General features: G+C 62.4%; 18 protein-coding genes and 1 riboswitch. Of the genes, 7 read left to right on the forward strand and 11 right to left on the reverse strand.

Going from position 1 to position 18476, the window contains the following annotated elements:
• Nucleotides 1-67: 67 nt before the first annotated feature.
• Together gstA and EV669_RS04515 are read right to left on the reverse strand one after the other, a co-directional pair.
• Nucleotides 68-685 carry a glutathione transferase GstA gene (gstA, locus tag EV669_RS04510; RefSeq protein WP_054285558.1) on the reverse strand — a complete coding sequence of 206 codons (618 nt, stop codon included), beginning with the start codon at nt 683-685 and terminating at the stop codon, nt 68-70.
• A 193-nt stretch (nt 686-878) separates the two neighbouring features.
• Nucleotides 879-1157, reverse strand: a complete 279-nt coding sequence (locus EV669_RS04515) for a VF530 family protein (protein ID WP_054285559.1) — start codon at nt 1155-1157, stop codon at nt 879-881.
• Nucleotides 1158-1354: 197 nt separating this feature from the next.
• Between EV669_RS04515 and EV669_RS14185 the strand changes: the two genes are divergently transcribed.
• Genes EV669_RS14185 through EV669_RS04525 form a run of 3 tightly spaced genes read left to right on the forward strand, consistent with a single transcriptional unit; the run spans nt 1355 to nt 2828 of the window.
• Nucleotides 1355-1576 carry a hypothetical protein gene (locus EV669_RS14185; protein ID WP_318271324.1) on the forward strand — a complete coding sequence of 74 codons (222 nt, stop codon included), beginning with the start codon at nt 1355-1357 and terminating at the stop codon, nt 1574-1576.
• Nucleotides 1533-2354 carry a cytochrome-c peroxidase gene (locus EV669_RS04520; protein ID WP_318271323.1) on the forward strand — a complete coding sequence of 274 codons (822 nt, stop codon included), beginning with the start codon at nt 1533-1535 and terminating at the stop codon, nt 2352-2354. Before EV669_RS14185 ends, EV669_RS04520 begins: the two co-directional genes overlap by 44 nt.
• 39 nt (nt 2355-2393) lie before the next feature.
• Nucleotides 2394-2828, forward strand: coding sequence for a Fur family transcriptional regulator (locus EV669_RS04525; protein ID WP_054285561.1), 435 nt, complete (start codon nt 2394-2396; stop codon nt 2826-2828).
• 14 nt (nt 2829-2842) lie between these two features.
• Here EV669_RS04525 and EV669_RS04530 read toward each other — a convergent pair whose 3' ends face one another.
• From EV669_RS04530 to thiC, 5 genes are all read right to left on the reverse strand, one after another.
• Nucleotides 2843-3181, reverse strand: a complete 339-nt coding sequence (locus EV669_RS04530; protein WP_054285562.1) for an FKBP-type peptidyl-prolyl cis-trans isomerase — start codon at nt 3179-3181, stop codon at nt 2843-2845.
• Between the two features lie 322 nt (nt 3182-3503).
• Entirely contained in the window at nt 3504-3968 is a 465-nt protein-coding gene (locus EV669_RS04535) for a DMT family transporter (protein ID WP_054285563.1), read from the reverse strand.
• Between the two features lie 328 nt (nt 3969-4296).
• Nucleotides 4297-5685, reverse strand: coding sequence for a methyl-accepting chemotaxis protein (locus EV669_RS04540; RefSeq protein WP_165922706.1), 1389 nt, complete (start codon nt 5683-5685; stop codon nt 4297-4299).
• A gap of 462 nt (nt 5686-6147) precedes the next feature.
• Nucleotides 6148-8124 carry a peptidase U32 family protein gene (locus EV669_RS04545; protein WP_132098001.1) on the reverse strand — a complete coding sequence of 659 codons (1977 nt, stop codon included), beginning with the start codon at nt 8122-8124 and terminating at the stop codon, nt 6148-6150.
• 254 nt (nt 8125-8378) lie between these two features.
• Entirely contained in the window at nt 8379-10289 is a 1911-nt protein-coding gene (gene thiC, locus EV669_RS04550; protein WP_132098002.1) for a phosphomethylpyrimidine synthase ThiC, read from the reverse strand.
• Between the two features lie 73 nt (nt 10290-10362).
• A riboswitch (TPP riboswitch) is annotated at nt 10363-10511 on the reverse strand.
• A gap of 63 nt (nt 10512-10574) precedes the next feature.
• Between thiC and EV669_RS04555 the strand changes: the two genes are divergently transcribed.
• The 4 genes from EV669_RS04555 to EV669_RS04570 all read left to right on the forward strand — a co-directional run bounded on the left by EV669_RS04555 (nt 10575) and on the right by EV669_RS04570 (nt 13806).
• Nucleotides 10575-11234 carry a protein-L-isoaspartate O-methyltransferase family protein gene (locus EV669_RS04555; RefSeq protein ID WP_132098003.1) on the forward strand — a complete coding sequence of 220 codons (660 nt, stop codon included), beginning with the start codon at nt 10575-10577 and terminating at the stop codon, nt 11232-11234.
• Entirely contained in the window at nt 11234-11560 is a 327-nt protein-coding gene (locus EV669_RS04560) for a rhodanese-like domain-containing protein (protein ID WP_054285568.1), read from the forward strand. Before EV669_RS04555 ends, EV669_RS04560 begins: the two co-directional genes overlap by 1 nt.
• A gap of 106 nt (nt 11561-11666) precedes the next feature.
• On the forward strand, nt 11667-12386 hold the full coding sequence (gene ung, locus EV669_RS04565; RefSeq protein WP_055433834.1) for a uracil-DNA glycosylase: 720 nt from the start codon (nt 11667-11669) through the stop codon (nt 12384-12386).
• A gap of 100 nt (nt 12387-12486) precedes the next feature.
• Nucleotides 12487-13806 carry a hemolysin family protein gene (locus tag EV669_RS04570; RefSeq protein WP_082446401.1) on the forward strand — a complete coding sequence of 440 codons (1320 nt, stop codon included), beginning with the start codon at nt 12487-12489 and terminating at the stop codon, nt 13804-13806.
• Between the two features lie 90 nt (nt 13807-13896).
• Here EV669_RS04570 and EV669_RS04575 read toward each other — a convergent pair whose 3' ends face one another.
• The 4 genes from EV669_RS04575 to EV669_RS04590 form a co-directional block, all read right to left on the reverse strand.
• Nucleotides 13897-14397 (reverse strand): GNAT family N-acetyltransferase, encoded by a 501-nt coding sequence (locus tag EV669_RS04575; protein WP_132098004.1) that lies wholly within the window; start codon nt 14395-14397, stop codon nt 13897-13899.
• 67 nt (nt 14398-14464) lie between these two features.
• Nucleotides 14465-16273, reverse strand: coding sequence for a DUF885 domain-containing protein (locus EV669_RS04580; RefSeq protein WP_132098005.1), 1809 nt, complete (start codon nt 16271-16273; stop codon nt 14465-14467).
• A gap of 157 nt (nt 16274-16430) precedes the next feature.
• On the reverse strand, nt 16431-17399 hold the full coding sequence (locus EV669_RS04585) for an NAD-dependent epimerase (protein WP_132098006.1): 969 nt from the start codon (nt 17397-17399) through the stop codon (nt 16431-16433).
• Nucleotides 17396-18154, reverse strand: a complete 759-nt coding sequence (locus tag EV669_RS04590; RefSeq protein ID WP_132098007.1) for a glycosyltransferase family 2 protein — start codon at nt 18152-18154, stop codon at nt 17396-17398. The genes EV669_RS04585 and EV669_RS04590 overlap by 4 nt, the downstream gene beginning before the upstream one ends.
• Nucleotides 18155-18476: the final 322 nt, after the last annotated feature.

The following is an 18476-nucleotide window of genomic DNA, read 5'->3' on the forward strand; positions in this document are numbered from 1 at the left end:
CGCGGCAACGCATCGGGGCCGACCAAGGCGCCTGCCCGAACGGACAGGACGCCTCCGCACAACAGCACTACCCCTTCAGTAGGCCTTCAGCGCGCAGGGCCGCCTGCACGTAGGGCAGGGCACCCACTCGCGCCATGTATGCCCCCAGCACCGGGAAGCCCTCGAGCGGCATCTTCAGGTAGTTGCACCAGTTCAGGCAGGTGAAGAGATAGCCGTCGGCCACAGTGAAACGTTCGCCCATCAGGTAGGGCGCCTCCGCCAGCTGCTTTTCCAGGTAAGCGAAGCGCCCTTCCAGCCGTTCGCGGGCTGCGGTTTTTTGTGCTTCAGGCGTGCCCGGGTAGAAAAGCGGAGAAAACCCCTTGTGGATTTCAGTGGCAATGAAGTTCAGCCACTCCTGCAGGCGGTAGCGTGCCAGCGTGCCGGCCGGTGGGGCCAGTTCGCGCTCAGGGGCCTGATCGGCAATGTACTGCACGATGGCCGGGCCTTCGGTCAGCACTTGGCCTTCGGCAATCTCCAGCGCCGGTACATAGTCCTTGGGGTTGATGTCGGTCATCAGTGTCCCGTGCTCGGTGGTGTGCGGCTGGGCGCGCACATCCACCCGCACGGTGGTATAGGCCAGGCCAGCGGCTTCCAGCGCGATGTGCGGCGAGAGCGAGCAGGCGGCGGGGGAGTAGTAGAGCTTCATGGCATCTCCTGAGGGAAAGGCAGACGGCCCTGGAGCCGCCTGTGGGCAAAAGCCCCCTCATTGTGCCAGCACAGAAGGGGTAGCGCTTTGGGGGTGGCGGGCAGACGGGGCCGCACAGACCACAAAACGCCCAGGCGGCCAGCCACACACCGCAGAGGAGGCATCGGCCAGACCAGCCTCTTGAGTGCGGCGTTCAGTCCGACGTGCGACGGGAGAACAGCCTGGGCCGGGTGTCCTTCGCGGCCACGCGGGTCTCCGCCAGCATCTCCAGATACAAGGCCTCCACTTGCTGCCGGGCCCACGGCGTGCGCCGCAGGAAGACCAGGCTCGACTTGATGCTGGGATCGTGGCTGAAGCAGCGGATGGCAATGCGCTGGGCCAGGCCCGGCCAGCCATAGCGGGCAACCAGCTCGGTCAGCAGCTTTTCCAGGGTGATGCCGTGCAGCGGATTGTTCTGTTGTTTGGCGGTCATGACAGCTCTTTGAAGCGGATGGATGAAGCAGCGCACCTGCCCGCAGCAGGCTGGCGCATTTCCTTACCGTTGGTATGGGTTTTCATGGTCAAGCTTGATGGCGGTCAACATTCTGTCGTCATCGCCCCGATAGATTGGCCGTGGTTTAGACACAGTCTAATTCGGCGCCACGCGCCCGTCCTCTTTTGGAGTCTGCCATGAAAGCTGCCTTTCTGATTGCCTCGGCCGTTGCCACCCTGTTTGCAGGCGCGGCTGCGCTTGCCGCCAGCCAGGAACCCATCCAGCCGATCGCCCCCGCCAAGGTCCGTAACCCGGCCATGGTGGAGCTGGGCAAGAAAGCTGTTCTTCGAGCCGCGCCTGTCGCGCTCCGGCTTCATCTCGTGCAACTCCTGTCACAACCTGAGCATGGGCGGTTCTGACAACCTGAAGACCTCCATCGGTCACAACTGGCAGAAGGGGCCGATCAACTCGCCCACCGTGCTGAACGCGACGCTGAACATCGCCCAGTTCTGGGACGGCCGCGCCAAGGATCTCAAGGAACAGGCCGGCGGTCCGATCGCCAACCCGGGCGAGATGGCCTTCACCCACGAGCTGGCTGTAGACGTGCTCAAGTCGATCCCACAGTACACCAGCGAATTCCGCCAGGTTTTCCCCAACGGCAAGGTGGACATGGCCAACATCACGCAGGCCATCGCCGCCTTCGAAGAAACGCTGGTAACCCCCAATGCCCGCTTCGACAAGTGGCTCAAGGGCGACCGCAAGGCGCTGACTGCCCAGGAAGTGCGCGGTTACCAAACCTTCAAGAACGCCGGCTGTGTGGCCTGCCACAACGGCCCCGCCGTGGGAGGCAACTCGTTCCAGAAGTTTGGCATCGTCGAAGCCTACAAGACCGCCAGCACCGCCCAGGGACGGATGGCCGTCACCGGCAAGGATGCAGACCGCTTCAACTTCAAGGTGCCGACGCTGCGCAACGTCGAACTGACCTATCCGTACTTCCATGATGGCGAAGCCGCCACGCTGCATCAGGCGGTCGATACCATGGCCCGCCTGCAGTTGGGCCGCACCTTCAGCGACGGAGAGCTGAACGATGTGGTCGCTTTCCTCAAGACGCTGACCGGCGAACAGCCAAACTTCAAGCTGCCGATCCTGCCGCCGTCCTCGGACAGCACGCCGCGTCCGCATCCCTTCAACGACTGAGCATGAGGCGGCCCCGGCCATGCCGGGGCCGATATGGCTATGGCCCGATTTCCGACTGTGAGCGAACTGGAAGGCGTCCTCAAGGAAGCCGGCATCCCGGCCACCCTGCAGCGTCTGGCGGTAGCGCGGGTGCTGCTGACCGCACCGGTGCATCTTTCAGCCGACGAGGTGCTGACCCGGGTGCGCGCCTTTGCCCCCGACATCTCGCGCGCTACCGTCTACAACACGCTCAACCTGTTTTCCCGCTGTGGCCTGATCCGGGAAGTGGTGGTGGAGTCCGGACGCACGCTGTACGACTCCAGTACCCACCCGCACGCCCACTTCTACGACGTGGACACCGGCACGTTGAGCGATGCCCCCGACAGCCTGTTCGGCATGGTGGGACGCCCGCATTTGCCCCCTGGCCTGCAGCTGGAGCAGGTGGATGTCATCCTGCGGGTGCGCAGTGCCAAGGCCTCGCCCCCCGAAGGTTGAGCGTTCGGCCGGTTTCAGTCCCGCGTCAGCACCTGCATAAGTTCGATCTCGAATACCAGGTTGCTGTGCGGCTTGATGTACTCGCCCATCTGACGCTCGCCATAGGCCAGCGCAGCCGGTACCCACAGACGGCGCCGGCCGCCCTCGCGCATGCCGGCCAGGCCCACAATCCAGCCCTGAATCACTCGGTTCTTGCTCAGCACGCACTCGAAGGGCTTGCCCCGCTTCCATGAAGAATCGAACTCGGTGCCATCTTCCAGCCAGCCGGTGTAGTGCGCGGTGATCAGCGCGCCGCGCTCGGCCGCTTTGCCGCTGCCTTCCACCAGATCCTCGATCCGTACTTCATCCTGCATGGTGTGCTTCCTTGCATAAGGGAAAGGTGTGCATTCTAGCCTGCCAGCGCCGGCGCGGCCTGCGGCCTTCCCTCGGCTTCAGCCTGCCTTGTTTTCTATTACCCCGCAGAGGCTGAAACGGGCGTTTCACGTGGAACCGGGTGGAGGGAACCCATGCTCGTGCCCAGTCGCTTTTAGCGCTGGCAAAAGCGGAAGATGCAAGGAAGAGGCATAGACGTAGCAAAGGTTGCCCAAGGGCAGGGCGATACCACCGTGCGGCAGAATGATCGATGCCCAGCAAGGTCCTGACCGCCGCGGCAGACGCAAAAGCCAGGCGGCCTGCTCAGCCGCGGCCGATGCGGTCGCCAAAGTTGACGAGCACCACGCCTGCCACCACCAACAGCGCGCCCAGCAGTCGCCACAGGCCGATGTCACGCACCGGCACGCCAAACCAGCCGTAGCGGTCGAACAGCAGCGAACTGAGGATCTGTCCGGCAATGATCAGCGACAGCATGACAGCCACGCCCAGACGGGGTGCAAGGAAGGTGCTGCCGAACACGAACAGCGCGCCAAGAAAACCGCCCGCGAACATCCACCACTCCGCACGGGGCAGTTGGGCCAGGCTGGCCCACTTTTGCCCGGTGAGCATGCCCACGCCCACCAGTGCCAGACAGCCCACACTGAAGGACACCAACGCGGCCAGCACGGTGCTGCCACCGATCACCGCCTTGAGCTGGTTGTTGATGGCTGCCTGCAGCGGCACCACGGCGCCAATCACGAAGGCCAGGGGCAGAAAGAAAGCATTCATGGCAATTTCCGCAGAAGGTGGGGAGGGGGATGATCCCGCCAGCGCAGCAAGGACGCAAGGGGGCGCTACGGTAACGGTTGCGGCCACACAAGCAGGGCGCAAGCCTGCCATTTCAGCGGGAACACAAGCGATCTAGGCGGAGAACCATACACGATGCGTCCCGACGGCCGGCACCGGTGGTGACAGAATCGGACCCGGGGCCCACGGCCAACCGGGCTTGACGGAAACAGCACTAAAAGAAGGGAGGAAGGAGCGGCAGCCTGGACCGCCACGAGCGGCAGGAAAGCAAAGGTTGGCCGAAGCACCGGCTTCGGCCAACCTTCCGCCGTCAGCCATCCACAATGTGGTTGAAATTGACGTCCGCTTCAAAGACGCCGAGCAGGTGGCCGGCAGGGTCAAAGAGCGGTGTGGATACGGTAAAGCAGTAGTCGCCGGTGTCCACCGAGCGGTACAGGTCCGAAACCACCAGCTGCTGCTCGCGCACGGCATCCTGGAACCACCGACGATCGGCCCACTTGTTGCCGCGCCCTTCGGGCACCACGCGTGCGCCGGCCACATCCGAGGACACCTGCACGCCATGCGCATCGGTGATGCACAACATTTCCAGTTCGGGGTGGCGCGCGCCCAGCGCACTGAGCAGCCTATCCAGCGTGTCGGCGTCGAGGTGGTCCAGCTTCCAATCGCGTACAGCTTCCTCGATCATCTGCCGCACCCGCTTGTGGCCTTCAAAACGGAAGATGCCCACTGCGGTGAGCAGCGTGTCGCTGCGGTCACGCACCTGTCCGGCACTTTCGGCCAACGCATGCGCGTCTTCCAGCTGGCGCTGGGTGCTGGCCACCACTTCGCCGATCTGGGCGGCAATAGCCTCCACCTTCTCGCTCTGCTCGCCGCTGGCCGCAGCGATGGTGTGGACGTGCTCAATCAGCGTGGTGATGTCGCGCGAGGCCGCCTGGATCGATTCCCCGGCGGTCTGCGATACGCTAATACCCTTGTCCACCAGCTGGTTCATGCTTTCCATGGTGCTGCTGGAGGTGGCCACTTGCTGCTGAATGGTTTCCAGCAGGTGTTCGACATCTTGGGTGGCTTGCGTGGTCTGGTCCGCCAGCTTGCGCACCTCGTCGGCCACCACTGCAAAGCCCCGGCCCTGTTCGCCGGCGCGCGCCGCTTCGATCGCGGCATTCAGCGACAGCAGGCGGGTGCGGTCGGCGATGCTCTTGATCAGTTCCACCACCTTGCCGATCGAGGCCGAACTGTCCTCCAGCAGGGCCATCTGTTCGCTGAGCGCGCGGGTACTGTCGCCGATGGCCCGGATCTGCTGGCGGTTCTCCTCGTCGCTGGCATTGGCGCTGTGCACCGCGGCGGCCACCTGATTGGAGAAAGCCGAGGCTTCGGCAGCGCTACTGGCAATGGAGGCCACTGTCTGCGCCAGCGTATGGCTGGCCTGGCCGATGCCTTCCGCGTTCTGCCGCTGTGCCCGGGCATGGTCTTCCTGTACCTGGGCCAGCTCCGCCAAACGGGGTGCAACGCGCGACAGATGGATGGCGTTGCCGGCGATCTGCCCCATGGCGTCGTCAAAACGCTTGAAGAGACCATTAACGAGCCGGGCCATCCAGCCAAGGCTGCTGGAGGATTCGGGAAGCGCCACAGTGAGGTCCACGCCACGCTCGGTGGCATCGGACAGCGGTTGCAGCGCCTTGTTGAGACTGCGGGTAGACACGAACATGACCTTCTCCCAAAAGCTGACGGCAGCGTGCCCTGTCCGCCGGGAAGGCGACTGATTCACGGCAACACGGCCGGTATTCAGTTCATAAGCATACTTTAATGTTATGAAGGTTTTTTGATGTAGCGCAGGTGGGGACCAACTGGGACAGGGGAGATTATGAAGTTTGCCTCCGCCGGGCAGGCCCGTCTATCCGGCCCGTCATGCCCCTGCCGTTCTTGGGGACGACTTGGGACGCGAAGGGCGGGCCATCTCGCCGCCCGGCCAGCGGGGAGGGGACGACCCGCCCGGCGACCCAGTGGCGTCAGAAAGCGCAAAGCGCCGTGCCTCCGCTCTAGAGCCCACAGCGCTCCCGCAGCACTGCGGCGCTGGGCCCGAACCGTAACCGCCCTTACACGGCACCTGCCGAACAGGCCTACTTGCAGGCAGAGCACGGGTTTCGGCCAAGCTCGCGAGGGTTTACCTCGGCCGCTGCCGGAAGAAGGTGAGCGGTGCGGTCACCGGCACGTCGCTCGGTGGTGGCGACTTGAGAATGTGTTTCTTCATCCGTCCCATCACATGCATCTCGCAGGGCCGGCACTCGAACTTCAGCGTATAGGTTTCGCTGCCGGACCGCAGCGTCATCGGGTCGGCCCGTACCTGGCCCATCACCCCCTTCACGCCCTTGGCCTGCTTGGGGCAGAGGTTGAAGGAAAAACGCAGGCAATGCTTGGTGATCATCAGCGATACCTCGCCTTCTTCCTGATGCGCTTCGTATGCTGCATCGATCACCTCCACACCATGCTTGCGATAAAACTGCCAGGCCAAGGTGTTGTAGACGTTGGCCAGATAGCTAAGCGTCTTTTCCGGGTAGGGCACGGGCGGCTCCACCGCCGGCCTGCGGACCGGCCTTTGCCAGGCCTCAAGCCGTGCGCGCTCCAGCGCTTCCACCGCCTCGCGCCGCAGCGCATTGACCACCGACACCGGCACGAACAGCGGCTGCGTCCAGGCCAACGTGACCTCATGGGCAAAAAACAGGGTGTTGCCCAACTTGGCCAAGCTGTCGCGCACGGTCGTTTCGGCCTGCCGAACCTCCTTGGCGGGCTGTAACGCGAGCAGCGCCGTAGCGGTGGCACTGTGCCCATCCTCGTCCACCACCGTCAGCGTCAGGCCCTCCGCAGACTCGGCAAGCGTCATCCATACCCCTACCCGGCGCTCGGCGGACTTCTTCAGCAGGGCCAGCTCCCAGGCATGGTCCCGGTTGCGGCTGATGTCGGTGCCTGGCTTCAGACCGGCCAGCACGGACGCGTCGTTGGGCACCACGCGCCACACGGGCCGTCCGTCCGCACTCAGGCCTTGGCGCTGCACCGTATTGGCCTGCACGCCCACCGCCTCACGCTTGCGCATGAAGCTGAGCCCGTCTCCGTTGTGCATCGGCGCGTCAGTGGCGATCTCCAGCCAGCCTTCTCCCACGCGCTCGACCGTACCCAGCGGCACACCAACGAATTTCGGCGAATCGAAAGCGCCGATGTCGCCCTTGCGCCCGGTGGCAAAGTAGTCGGTGGCCCCACGGTGGAAGGTCTTGTCCGGGTCTGGCGTGAAGAAGATCTCGCTGGTGCCGCTGGAAGCACGCGCCAGCTCCGGCCGGCGTTCGAGGATCTCGTCCAGGAGCAGGCGGTAGTGGGCAGTGATGTTCTTGACGTAGCTGGCGTCCTTGTAGCGGCCCTCGATTTTCAGCGAGCGCACGCCGGCATCCAGCAGAGCCTCCAGATTGGTGCTCTGGTTGTTGTCCTTCATTGACAGCAGGTGCTTGTCGAACGCCACCACGCCGCCCTTCTCGTCGGTGAGCGTGTAGGGCAGGCGACAGGCTTGCGAACAGTCACCGCGGTTGGCGCTGCGCCCGGTTTCGGCATGGCTGATGTAGCACTGCCCGGAAAATGCCACACACAGCGCCCCGTGAATGAAGTATTCGAGGGTGGCATGTCCGTCCACCCGTTCGGCCACGCTGCGGATTTGGGGAATGGTCAGTTCGCGCGCAAGCACAATCTGCGAAAAGCCAGCGTCGGCCAGGAAGCGGGCCTTTTCCGGCGTGCGGATGTCGCACTGAGTTGAGGCATGCAGCTCGATGGGCGGCAGGTCCATCTCCAGCACCCCCATGTCCTGCACGATCAGGGCGTCCACCCCGGCATCGTAGAGCTGGCCGATCAGCATGCGGGCCGCTTCCAGTTCGGCATCGTGCAGGATGGTGTTGAGGGTGACGAACACACGGGCATGATAGCGGTGGGCAAACGTGGCCAGCGCCGCAATATCCTGCACGCTGTTGCAGGCGTTGTGGCGCGCCCCGAAGCTGGGCCCGCCGATGTAGACCGCGTCGGCCCCGTGCAGGATCGCTTCGCGCCCGATCTCGGCGGTCTTGGCAGGGGACAACAGTTCGATCTGGTGCGGCAGCAGACTCATCGGCTTCTTTCGGCAAGGGAGGTGGCAAGGGGCGGAAGTATAGCGGAATCAGTCACTTGCATGTAAGGCACCAGCAATGGCAGGCGCACCGCCCCCCCGGATGGCTGTGGGTGGAAGGGCACTGCCCTGCAGGCAACCGGGGCAGGCCAGCCGCTGTGGTCGGACTGACACCCACCCGCGCGCAGGCAGGCGGATGTGGTGTGCGGTCAGGCAAGGTTGGCCGAAGCAGGACGCTTCGGCCCTTCCTATCCGACCTACACTCGGGCGTACAGCTTGCTGCCCCCCTGGACGAACTCGATGGCCTTTTCCTGCATGCCGGTTTCCAGCGCGGCATCAGTGCTAATGCCCTTGCTGGCGGCGAACGCACGCACATCCTGGGTGATCTTCATGCTGCAGAAGTGCGGGCCGCACATGCTGCAGAAATGGGCCACCTTGGCGCTGTCCTTGGGCAGGGTTTCGTCGTGGAATTCGCGTGCCTTGTCCGGGTCCAGACCCAGGTTGAACTGGTCTTCCCAGCGGAACTCGAAGCGCGCCTTGGACAGCGCGTTGTCGCGGATCTGCGCGCCGGGGTGGCCTTTGGCCAGGTCGGCGGCGTGGGCGGCCAGCTTGTAGGTGATGATGCCTTCCTTCACGTCGTGCTTGTTGGGCAGACCCAGGTGTTCCTTCTGGGTGACGTAGCACAGCATGGCAGTGCCGTACCAGCCGATCTGTGCGGCGCCGATGGCACTGGTGATGTGGTCGTAGCCGGGGGCGATGTCGGTGGTGAGCGGGCCCAGCGTGTAGAACGGGGCTTCGTGGCACCATTCCAGCTCTTTATCCATATTCTCTTTGATCAGCTGCATCGGCACGTGGCCTGGGCCTTCGATCATCACTTGCACGTCGTGCTGCCAGGCAATCTGGGTCAGCTCGCCCAAGGTTTTGAGTTCGCCCAGCTGCGCCTCGTCGTTGGCGTCCCACACGCTGCCGGGACGCAAACCATCGCCCAGGCTGAAGGCCACGTCGTAGGCCTTCATGATGTCGCAGATCTCGGCAAAGTGGGTATAGAGGAAGTTTTCCTGGTGGTGCGCCAGACACCATTTGGCCATGATGGAGCCGCCGCGCGACACGATGCCGGTCATGCGGCCGGCGGTAAGCGGTACGTAGCGCAGCAGTACGCCGGCGTGGATGGTGAAGTAGTCCACGCCCTGCTCGGCCTGCTCGATCAGCGTGTCCTTGAAGATGTCCCAGCTCAGGTCTTCGGCCTTGCCGTTGACCTTCTCCAACGCTTGGTAGATGGGCACAGTGCCGATCGGTACCGGGCTGTTGCGCAGGATCCACTCGCGGGTTTCGTGGATGTTCTTGCCAGTGGACAGGTCCATGATGGTATCAGCCCCCCAGCGGATGCCCCAGGTCATTTTGTCCACTTCTTCGCTGATCGACGACGTTAACGCGCTGTTACCAATATTTCCGTTTACTTTCACCAAGAAGTTGCGACCGATGATCATCGGCTCGGATTCAGGATGATTGATGTTGCACGGCAGGATGGCGCGGCCGGCGGCGATTTCTTGGCGTACAAACTCGGGGGTGATCTTTTCGGGCAGCTGGGCGCCAAAGCTGTGGCCGGCGTGCTGGCGGGTCATCAGCTCCAGCAGGCGGCTGTTGCCGGTAGCCTTGAGCGATTCGACATACGCTTGGCGGTTCAGGTTTTCGCGGATGGCGACGAATTCCATCTCCGGTGTGATGATGCCGCGGCGGGCGTAGTGCATCTGTGTGACGTTGCAGCCGGGCTTGGCGCGGCGTGGCTGGCGGGTCAGGTTGAAGCGCAGGTCGGCCAGTTTTGGGTCGGCTGCGCGGGCGCGGCCGTAGTCGCTGGACAGGCCGGGCAGCAGCGCGGTGTCCCCCCGCTCGGCAATCCAGGCGGCGCGCAGCGCCGGCAAGCCGGAGCGGATGTCGATCTGCGCATGCGGGTCGGTGTAGGGGCCGCTGGTGTCATAGACGTAGATGGGCGGGTTGGTCTCGCCGCCGAACTGGGTCGGGGTGTCGGCCTGGCTGATTTCGCGCATCGGCACCCGAAGGTCGGGGCGGCTGCCAGTGACGTAGATCTTGCGGGCGTTGGGCAGAGGCTGGATGGCGGCGGAATCCACCGTCAGGGTCTGGTTCAGGCTGGTGCGGGTGCGCGCGTTCATCGTCGTATCCTCTCGATGAAACGGCGTAAGGGCGATGCGGCGGATGGCCACGCTGGCAGGTTGGCCGAAGGCCGGTTTGGCAGGCTCGCTTCCCTACGCCGGTGTTAACCGGATCAGGTTCGAAGGGTAACTCTCACCATTGACACGTCTGGCGTGGCAAAAAAGCTGATTATTCAGCTGCTTGCCCCGACAAAACGCCTCGCAGGACCCCTAGCGATGCTGTGAAGGTAGGGCAAATATGGGATAATCGCAAGTTATCGTCATGAAGCCCCACTGAGGTTGTCGATGGATTTCGAAAAAGCCCGTTTCAACATGGTTGAGCAACAGATCCGCCCGTGGGATGTGCTCGACGGCAAGATTCTCGACCTGCTGTTTCACGTGAAACGCGAGGACTTCGTCGCTGCGGACAAACGCACGCTGGCCTTTACCGATATGGAGCTGCCGCTGGAGAACGGCGCACTGATGCTCCAGCCCAAGGTAGAAGCGCGCCTGGTGCAGGAGTTGCAGCTCAAGCCCAGCGACCGTGTGCTGGAAGTGGGCACCGGCTCCGGCTATGTCACCGCACTGCTGGCCTCGCTGGCCAGCCACGTCTACAGCCTGGACATTGACGGTAGCCAGCTGGCCCGCGCCGCTGCCCGCCTCAAGCAGGCCGGCCTGCGCAATATCACGCTCACCGAAGGCAACGGTATCAACGGCCTGCCGCAGCAGGCACCGTTCGACGCCATCTTCGTGGGTGGCTCTCTGCCCTTGGTGCCCGAGACACTCAAACAACAGCTGGCGATCGGTGGCCGCATGGTTATCATCGTCGGGGACGAGCCGGTAATGCGTGCGCAGCTGATTGAGCGCCTGTCGGAAGACACCTACAGCGAACTGGTGATCTTCGACACATTGACCGCACGCCTGCAGGGCAGTGAAGCCATCGAGCCGGAACGGTTCGAGTTCTGATGATCCAGGAAATCACCCCCCAGGCGCTGGCACAGTGGCTGGCCGATCCAGAGCGGGAACAGCCGCTGCTGCTGGACGTGCGTGAAGGGTGGGAGCTGGAGCAGGCGTGCATCGAAGGCGTACGCCACCTGCCGATGAACATGGTGCCCCTGCAGCTGAATACGCTGCCGGATGACGTGCCCATCGTTACCATCTGTCATCACGGCGTGCGCAGCTATCATGTGGCGCTGTACCTGCAGCAGGCCGGCTTCGATACCCTGTACAGCCTGCAGGGCGGGGTAGAGGCTTGGGCCACTCAGGTGGACCCTTGCATGCGCCACTACTGAGGGCTTTCCGGCCGGACGACGCCACCCTCGGGGTGGCGTTTTCATTTGCCAGCCGGGCACCGTTATTGCCCTTGCCTTAGGCTGTTTCCTTGTAGCGAACCCCGAAATGAACCTGCACTATCTCGACGCGGCACTGGCCCGCGTGCATCCTGCCTGGGAGAACGTCCTCTCCGGCGCCAGCGTGGCCCCCGGCCTGCAGGCAATCGACAGCGCCCTGGCCCAGCTGAGCGACGCCGGCCACACGATTTTCCCCCCCCGTCCATTGATCTTCAACGCACTGAGCTTCACCGCCCCGGCCGACGTGCGGGTTGTTATCCTGGGCCAGGACCCGTATCACGGGACCGGCGAAGCAATGGGGCTGTCGTTCTCTGTACCTGAAGGCGTGCGCATCCCACCCAGCCTGCGCAACATTTACAAGGAATTGGCATCGGACCTCTGCAGCGGGCAGCCGGGCAGCGGCGACCTGAGCGGCTGGGCCAGGCAGGGCGTGCTGTTACTCAACAGCGTGCTGACGGTGGAGGAAGACAAGGCCGCCAGCCATGCCAGGCTGGGGTGGCAGACGGTGACCGATGCGCTGATCGACACCGTCAACCGGGACAGCCCCGGCTGCGTGTTCCTGCTGTGGGGGAACTATGCGCAGGGCAAGGCCGAACGCATCGACCGCGCGCGGCATCTGGTGCTGTGCGCTCCGCATCCCTCGCCCCTGTCGGCCCACCGCGGCTTTTTTGGCAGCCGCCCCTTCTCGCAGGCAAATGCCTGGCTGGCAGCGCGGCAGCGTGGCACCGTCAGTTGGTGCCACGCTGTGGGCATGAGCGACCTCTTCTGATGCCCAGCGACGCGACGGCGGCCGCCTGGGGGCGCTGTCGCCCTTCCCTCGGACCAGCGCATGCCCTAAGCTTAGGTTTCCTCAACACAATGTGCCGACCGTGGACATACTGATATTACTGCTTCTCATCCTTCTTAACGGCCTGTTTGCCATGTCTGAACTGGCCGTGGTTTCCTCGCGCAAGGTCCGCCTTCAGCAATGGGCCGACGATGGCCACAAGGGCGCCCAGGCCGCCTTGCAGCTGGCCGAAGAGCCCACCCGCTTTCTCTCCACCATCCAGATCGGCATCACCTCGATCAGTATCCTGTCCGGGGTATTCGGTGAAGCCGCCATCTCGGAAAAGCTGCGTAACTGGCTGGTGCAGTATCCTGCCCTGGCCGATTACAGCCATGTCCTCTCGGTGGTGATCATGGTCATCACTGTCACCACCCTGTCGCTGATCCTGGGCGAGCTTGTGCCCAAGCGACTGGCCATGCTCAACCCCGAACTGGTGGCCGCCACCATGGCCCGCCCGATGCGCCTGCTGTCGCGCATCAGCTCGCCACTGGTACGGGTGCTCAGCCTCATCACCGACTCCATTCTGCGCCTTCTGGGTGCCCGCAAGAGCAAGGAACCTTCGATCACCGAGGAAGAGATCCGCGTGCTGATGGAGCAGGGGGCGGACGAAGGCGTGTTTGACCGCGCCGAGCAGGAGCTGGTGGAAAACATCTTCCGCCTCGACGACCGCAAGGTGGCCTCGGTGATGACGCCACGCAAGGAAATCGTGGCGCTGGACATCGAGGACACCCTGGAAGAGAACCGCAGCCTGCTGCAGGAAAGCCCCTACTCACGCTTCCCGGTGTGCAAGGGCGATATGGAGCATGTGATGGGGATTCTGGACGCCAAGCGCATGCTGGACCGCATGCTGGCCGGTGAGCCGGTGGATTTCACTTCCAACCTCGAGGCACCGCTCTATGTGCCCGCCAATGTGTCGCTGATGCAGCTTCTCGAGCAGTTCAAGCTGTCCCGCACGCATCTGGCGCTGGTGGTCGACGAATATGGCGAGCTGGAAGGGCTGGTGACGATGAATGACGTACTCGAGGCGATCGTCGGCGACCTGCCTGCCAGCGGTGTGCCCTACGACGAAGAGATCGTCCGCCGCGACGACGGCAGCTGGCTGGTCGATGGCATGGTGACGCTCGACCGCTTCAAGGAGTACTTCGACCTGGAGACTCTGTTGCCCGGAGAGGAAACCGGCAACATCAACACGCTGGGCGGTATCATGATGTTCCAGCTGGGCCGGGTACCCGCCGTCACCGACCGCTTCGAGTGGTGTGGCTTTACCTTCGAGGTGATGGACATGGACAAGACCCGGGTCGACAAGATCATGGTCACACGGGACGACAACTGGGCGCCTCCCGCAGAAGAAGACGAAGGCTGATAGCCCTGCCTGCCACGCCGACGGTTTCGCCGTCGGCGTTTTTGTTGGGGCTTACGGGGCAGGGTTGGCCGAAGGTGGGAGGCAGCTACCTCACAGGTAACGCCCGCATACCGTGGTACGGCCTGTGCCGCTGGTTCGCCGCTGCGGATCGTCGTACACCGCCAGTTCGGCAAAACCTGCCTTGCGCATCATGCCGGCCGAGGCGGCATTTTCCTCATGGCGGTCGGCCACCACCCATAGACAGCCACGGTCGGCCAAGTGTGCGCAGGCGGAAGCGAGTAGCCGGGCCCCGATACCCTGACCTGCGTGATCGCGGTGTACGACGGCTTCGACGATGAAGGCCGCCTGCACGGCAGGCACCTCCACCGGCCGCAGGGCAGGGTAGGTATCCTCGCGGCGATGAATGACGGCACCCACCAACTGCGGCCCCGCTTCGGCCAACACCGCCCCCGCCTGACCCGCCACCAGCTGCATCAGCGTGGCTTCCACACCTTCTGGAGGTAGCCAGTTCCAAGGATTGGGCCCATGAATCAGGATCAGTTCGCGCAAGGCATCGGCATCGAAGGCAGTGGCAGGACGCAGGGTGATCATCGTGTTTCCCGGATAATGAAAAAGAGCCCGCGCACGGGCCCTTGGTACTTTACCGCAAAAGCCGAGATCAACCGCCGGATTTGACCCAGTTGTGTACCTTGGCTTCGAGCACGCTCATCGGCAATGCACCCGAACCGAGTACCTGATCGTGGAAGCGGCGAATGTCGAAGCGAGGCCCCAGCGCCTGCTGGCTTTCGGCACGCAGCCGGCTGATCGTCAGTTGCCCCACCTTGTACGACAGCGCCTGTCCGGGGATGGCGAGGTAGCGGCGTACTTCAGAGCGTACGTCGCCTTCACCCAGCGCGGAGTTGGCCAACATGTAGGCTTCGGCCTGTTCGATCGTCCAGCCTTGGGTGTGCAGTCCGGTATCCACCACCAGACGCATCGCGCGCAGCATTTCCTCGTTCAGCTTGCCGAAGTACTGCAACGGGTCTTTCTCCATCCCAAGCTCGCGACCGATGCTTTCCACGTAGACCGCCCAGCCTTCCTCGTAGGCGGTGTAGTCGCGGAACTTGCGGTATTCCGGCACACCCTTCTGCTCCTGCTTGATCGCGATCTGGAAGTGATGCCCCGGTGCGGCTTCGTGCATTGCCAGGGTTTCCAGGCTCCACTTGGGCAGCTGCTGGCCCGGCTTGGTGTTGACGAAGAACACTCCCGGGCGCTTGCCATCCGGCGTGCCGGGGTTGTAGTACGCCACGCCTGCCGTGTCTTCCGATTCCTTGGGCACGGCACGCACTTCATACGGTGCCTTCGGCATCAGCCCGAAGAACTTCGGCAGCACCGGATAGACGCGATCGCGGAAGGCAACATAGTCGGACACCTGCTGCTTGGGATCGGTCCAGAAGAACTTGGGATCGGTCTGCAGATACTTCCAGAACGCTTTCAGATCGCCCTTGAAGCCCACCTGCTGGCGCACAGTCTCCATCTCGCCCAAGATGCGAGCGACTTCCTGCTTGCCGATGTTGTGAATCTGCTGCGCAGGCAGGGTAGTGGTGGTGTTCAGGTCGGCCAGATACTGATACCAGGCTGCACCGTTGGGCAAGCCCTGCCATCCCAGCGTCTGCCTTGGCTGGTACTCGTTCTTCAGGAAGTCCGCCAGCTTGAGATACGCCGGATTGACCACTTCCTGAATCTTGGCCCGATAGGCTTTGGTCAGCCGTGCCTTGTCAGCAGCGCTGAAGTTCTTGGGGAAGTGCATCACCGGCTTCCAGAACTGGCTGTCCTCCAGCTTGGCTGGCACATAGTCGCGCAGCTGGCCCTCCAGGATCTTGGCCAGCGGGGCGGCCAACGTCACCCCTTCGCCCTGGCCCTGACGCATGCGTTGGACCGCCATGTCGGCCCAGCGGCCGAAGCCGTCCAGCTTCTTCAGGAAGTTGTCATAGTCGCGGACAGTGGCAAAAGGCTGGCCGTATTCGCCACTACCCTGTTCGGCGATAGTACTGGCCTTGCTGTAGAAGTGGTTGAGCGGCAGGTACCAGAACGGAAAGTCGAAGCCTTTCAGCGCCATCTGCCGATCGTAGAGGAACACGTCATAGGTGATCTGACCGTCGGCCGAAAGCTGGCTGCGATCCACCTTGCGGATGGCTTCCAGATAGCGGGTTTCCAGCGCCTTCTGGCGGAAGAGATAATCGTTGGAGAGATAATCACCGAAACGGTCGTTGTAGGTGTTCACCCCCATGTCAGGCGCGTTCAGCGGATTGAGCGCCAGGTTTTCCCGGAAGTAGCCATCCACCAGCTTGCGCAGGGCTTGATCGGCTTTGCCCGCCTGGGTGGCAGAGACGGGGGCGGTGGCGGATACAGCCGTTGCAGCCAGGCTGGACAGGGGGCTGACCAGACAAATACCTGCCAGAGCCAGCGTAATAATGCGCAATTTCATACTGCTCTCCTCGCGTACGATAATGCAAAGATGCTACGCCCGTGCCTGCCTTTTGTCTTTTGATCCTGGTTAAACAGTATCAGTGCAGTCTAATGCGCTGATACAAGAAAAAACCGACCTCGCGAAAGGCCGGTTCTGCATCGGGAAAAAAGGCTGCTCAGAGACTGTGGTAGGCGCGATACCAGTCCACGAAGGCTTGCATGCCTGCACGTAGGGGCGTGTCGGGTGAGAAGCCCACCGCTTCCCGCAACCGCCGTGTATCGGCATAGGTGATGGGTACGTCTCCCTCCTGCATCGGCAGGTATTCCTTCACCGCCTCGCGTCCACAGGCGGCTTCGGTGGCGGCAATGAACTCAGTCAGCGGCACCGGATTGTGGTTGCCGATGTTGTACACCGCAAACGGGGGCTGGCCGTCCGCAGGCCGTTCCATCACCCGCAGCACGCCTTCCACGATGTCATCGATGTAGGTGAAGTCGCGCTGCATGCGGCCGTGGTTGAAGACCTTGATCGGCCTTCCTTGCAGGATCGCTTCGGTAAACAGCCACGGTGCCATGTCCGGGCGGCCCCAGGGGCCATATACCGTAAAGAAACGCAGACCCGTCACAGGAAAGCGGTAGAGATGGGCATAGCTATGCGCCATCACTTCGTTGGCTTTCTTGGTAGCCGCATAGAAGCTGACCGGCGCATCCACACGGTCGTCTTCGGAGAAGGGCACCTTGGCATTCTGCCCGTAGACGCTGGAAGAACTAGCAAACACGAGATGACGCACCGGATGACGCCGGCAGGCCTCCAGTACATTGGTGTGCCCGACCAGGTTGCTCTGGGCATACACATGCGGATTCTCGATGCTGTAGCGCACCCCAGCCTGTGCCGCGAGATGCACCACGTAGTCTGGCCGCTCTGCCGCGAACAGCGCTTCCAGCGCCGTCCAGTCGGCAATGTCCAGATGGTGGAAGGCAAAACCCGGGCGCCCGGACAAGGTAGCCAATCGTGCGTGCTTCAAGGCCACCGCATAGTAGTCGTTGAGGTTGTCCACACCGAGTACGTTGATGTCGCCCCGGTCCAGAAGCCGCGCACACACCGCACGTCCGATGAAGCCGGCAGCGCCGGTTACCAGTACTTTCATGACTTGTTCCCAATCCGGTGAAGCTCGATCAGCTTCGCGTATTTCATGTAGCTGTTGAAGCAGCCAATGCTGATGTGGACAAGTCCGGGCAGTCCGTCCCGGAAACCCTGCCTGAAAAAGTAGAACTTGAGAAAACGCAGCAGGGGGCTGAGCACCAGCTTGGTGATGCCCACATGTTTTCCACGTCGGAACAGCATTTCGGCCTGCAGGCTGGTGTAACGGTTCTGCTTGGAGAGGTAAAGCGCCAAGTCCTCCCCAGACTCGTGCATCAGGTCGCCCGGCAGGGTGTGCACCTCGGCCTGGGTAAGGACAGTCTCGTGAACAATATCGTCCGACCAGCGTGCATGCGCCCGGTGGAACAGCCGCAGGCTGTAGTCCGGGTAGCCTTCCCCGTGCTTCAGAAAACGCCCCATGAACTTGTTGCTGCGTGCAAAACGGTAGGCAAACCCGGGTGGGTTTTCCAGCAACCTTTTGATTTCACAAGATAATTCTTCAGACAACCACTCATCGGCATCCAGGCAAAGTACCCAATCATGACAAGCGGCCTGCACTGCGAACTGCTTTTGCGGACCGAAACCCAGCCAGTCCTGGTGGATAACTTTGGCCTTATAGGCAGAAGCTATTGCCAATGTCGTATCAGTACTACCCGAATCCACTACCACGATTTCATCCACCCATGCGGCCTGGGCCAAGCATTTTTCCAGAGCTGGCGCCGCATTCTTGGTAATGACTACCAGGCTGACGGGTTCTCGCATCTTTTCTCTGTGTTCCTATTAAATACGGATGATACTGGTAGAAGACAGCCGCTACCTGTGGATAAGTGATTTTTCAATTTATAATTCAAATACTTATGGACTATATATAGATGTGCCCAACCCGGCTTGCCGGTAGAGAAGCAATTGTGGATAAGTTGGGCCGTCTTTCAAACTGCTCGTTTATCCACAGACTGAGGCGACGTTTGCCAGTTGGGTACGGGAAAACGCTTTTGGCCATTCAAACAGCGCATCCTCTTCTTTTCTTTGTTGCCCTTTTATAAAAGGATGAAACTGATGTAGTAACTGTCCACATGTGGATAAA

Origin of the sequence: Gulbenkiania mobilis (genome assembly GCA_004346645.1) — a bacterium.
Classification (GTDB): Bacteria; Pseudomonadota; Gammaproteobacteria; order Burkholderiales; family Chromobacteriaceae; genus Gulbenkiania; species Gulbenkiania mobilis.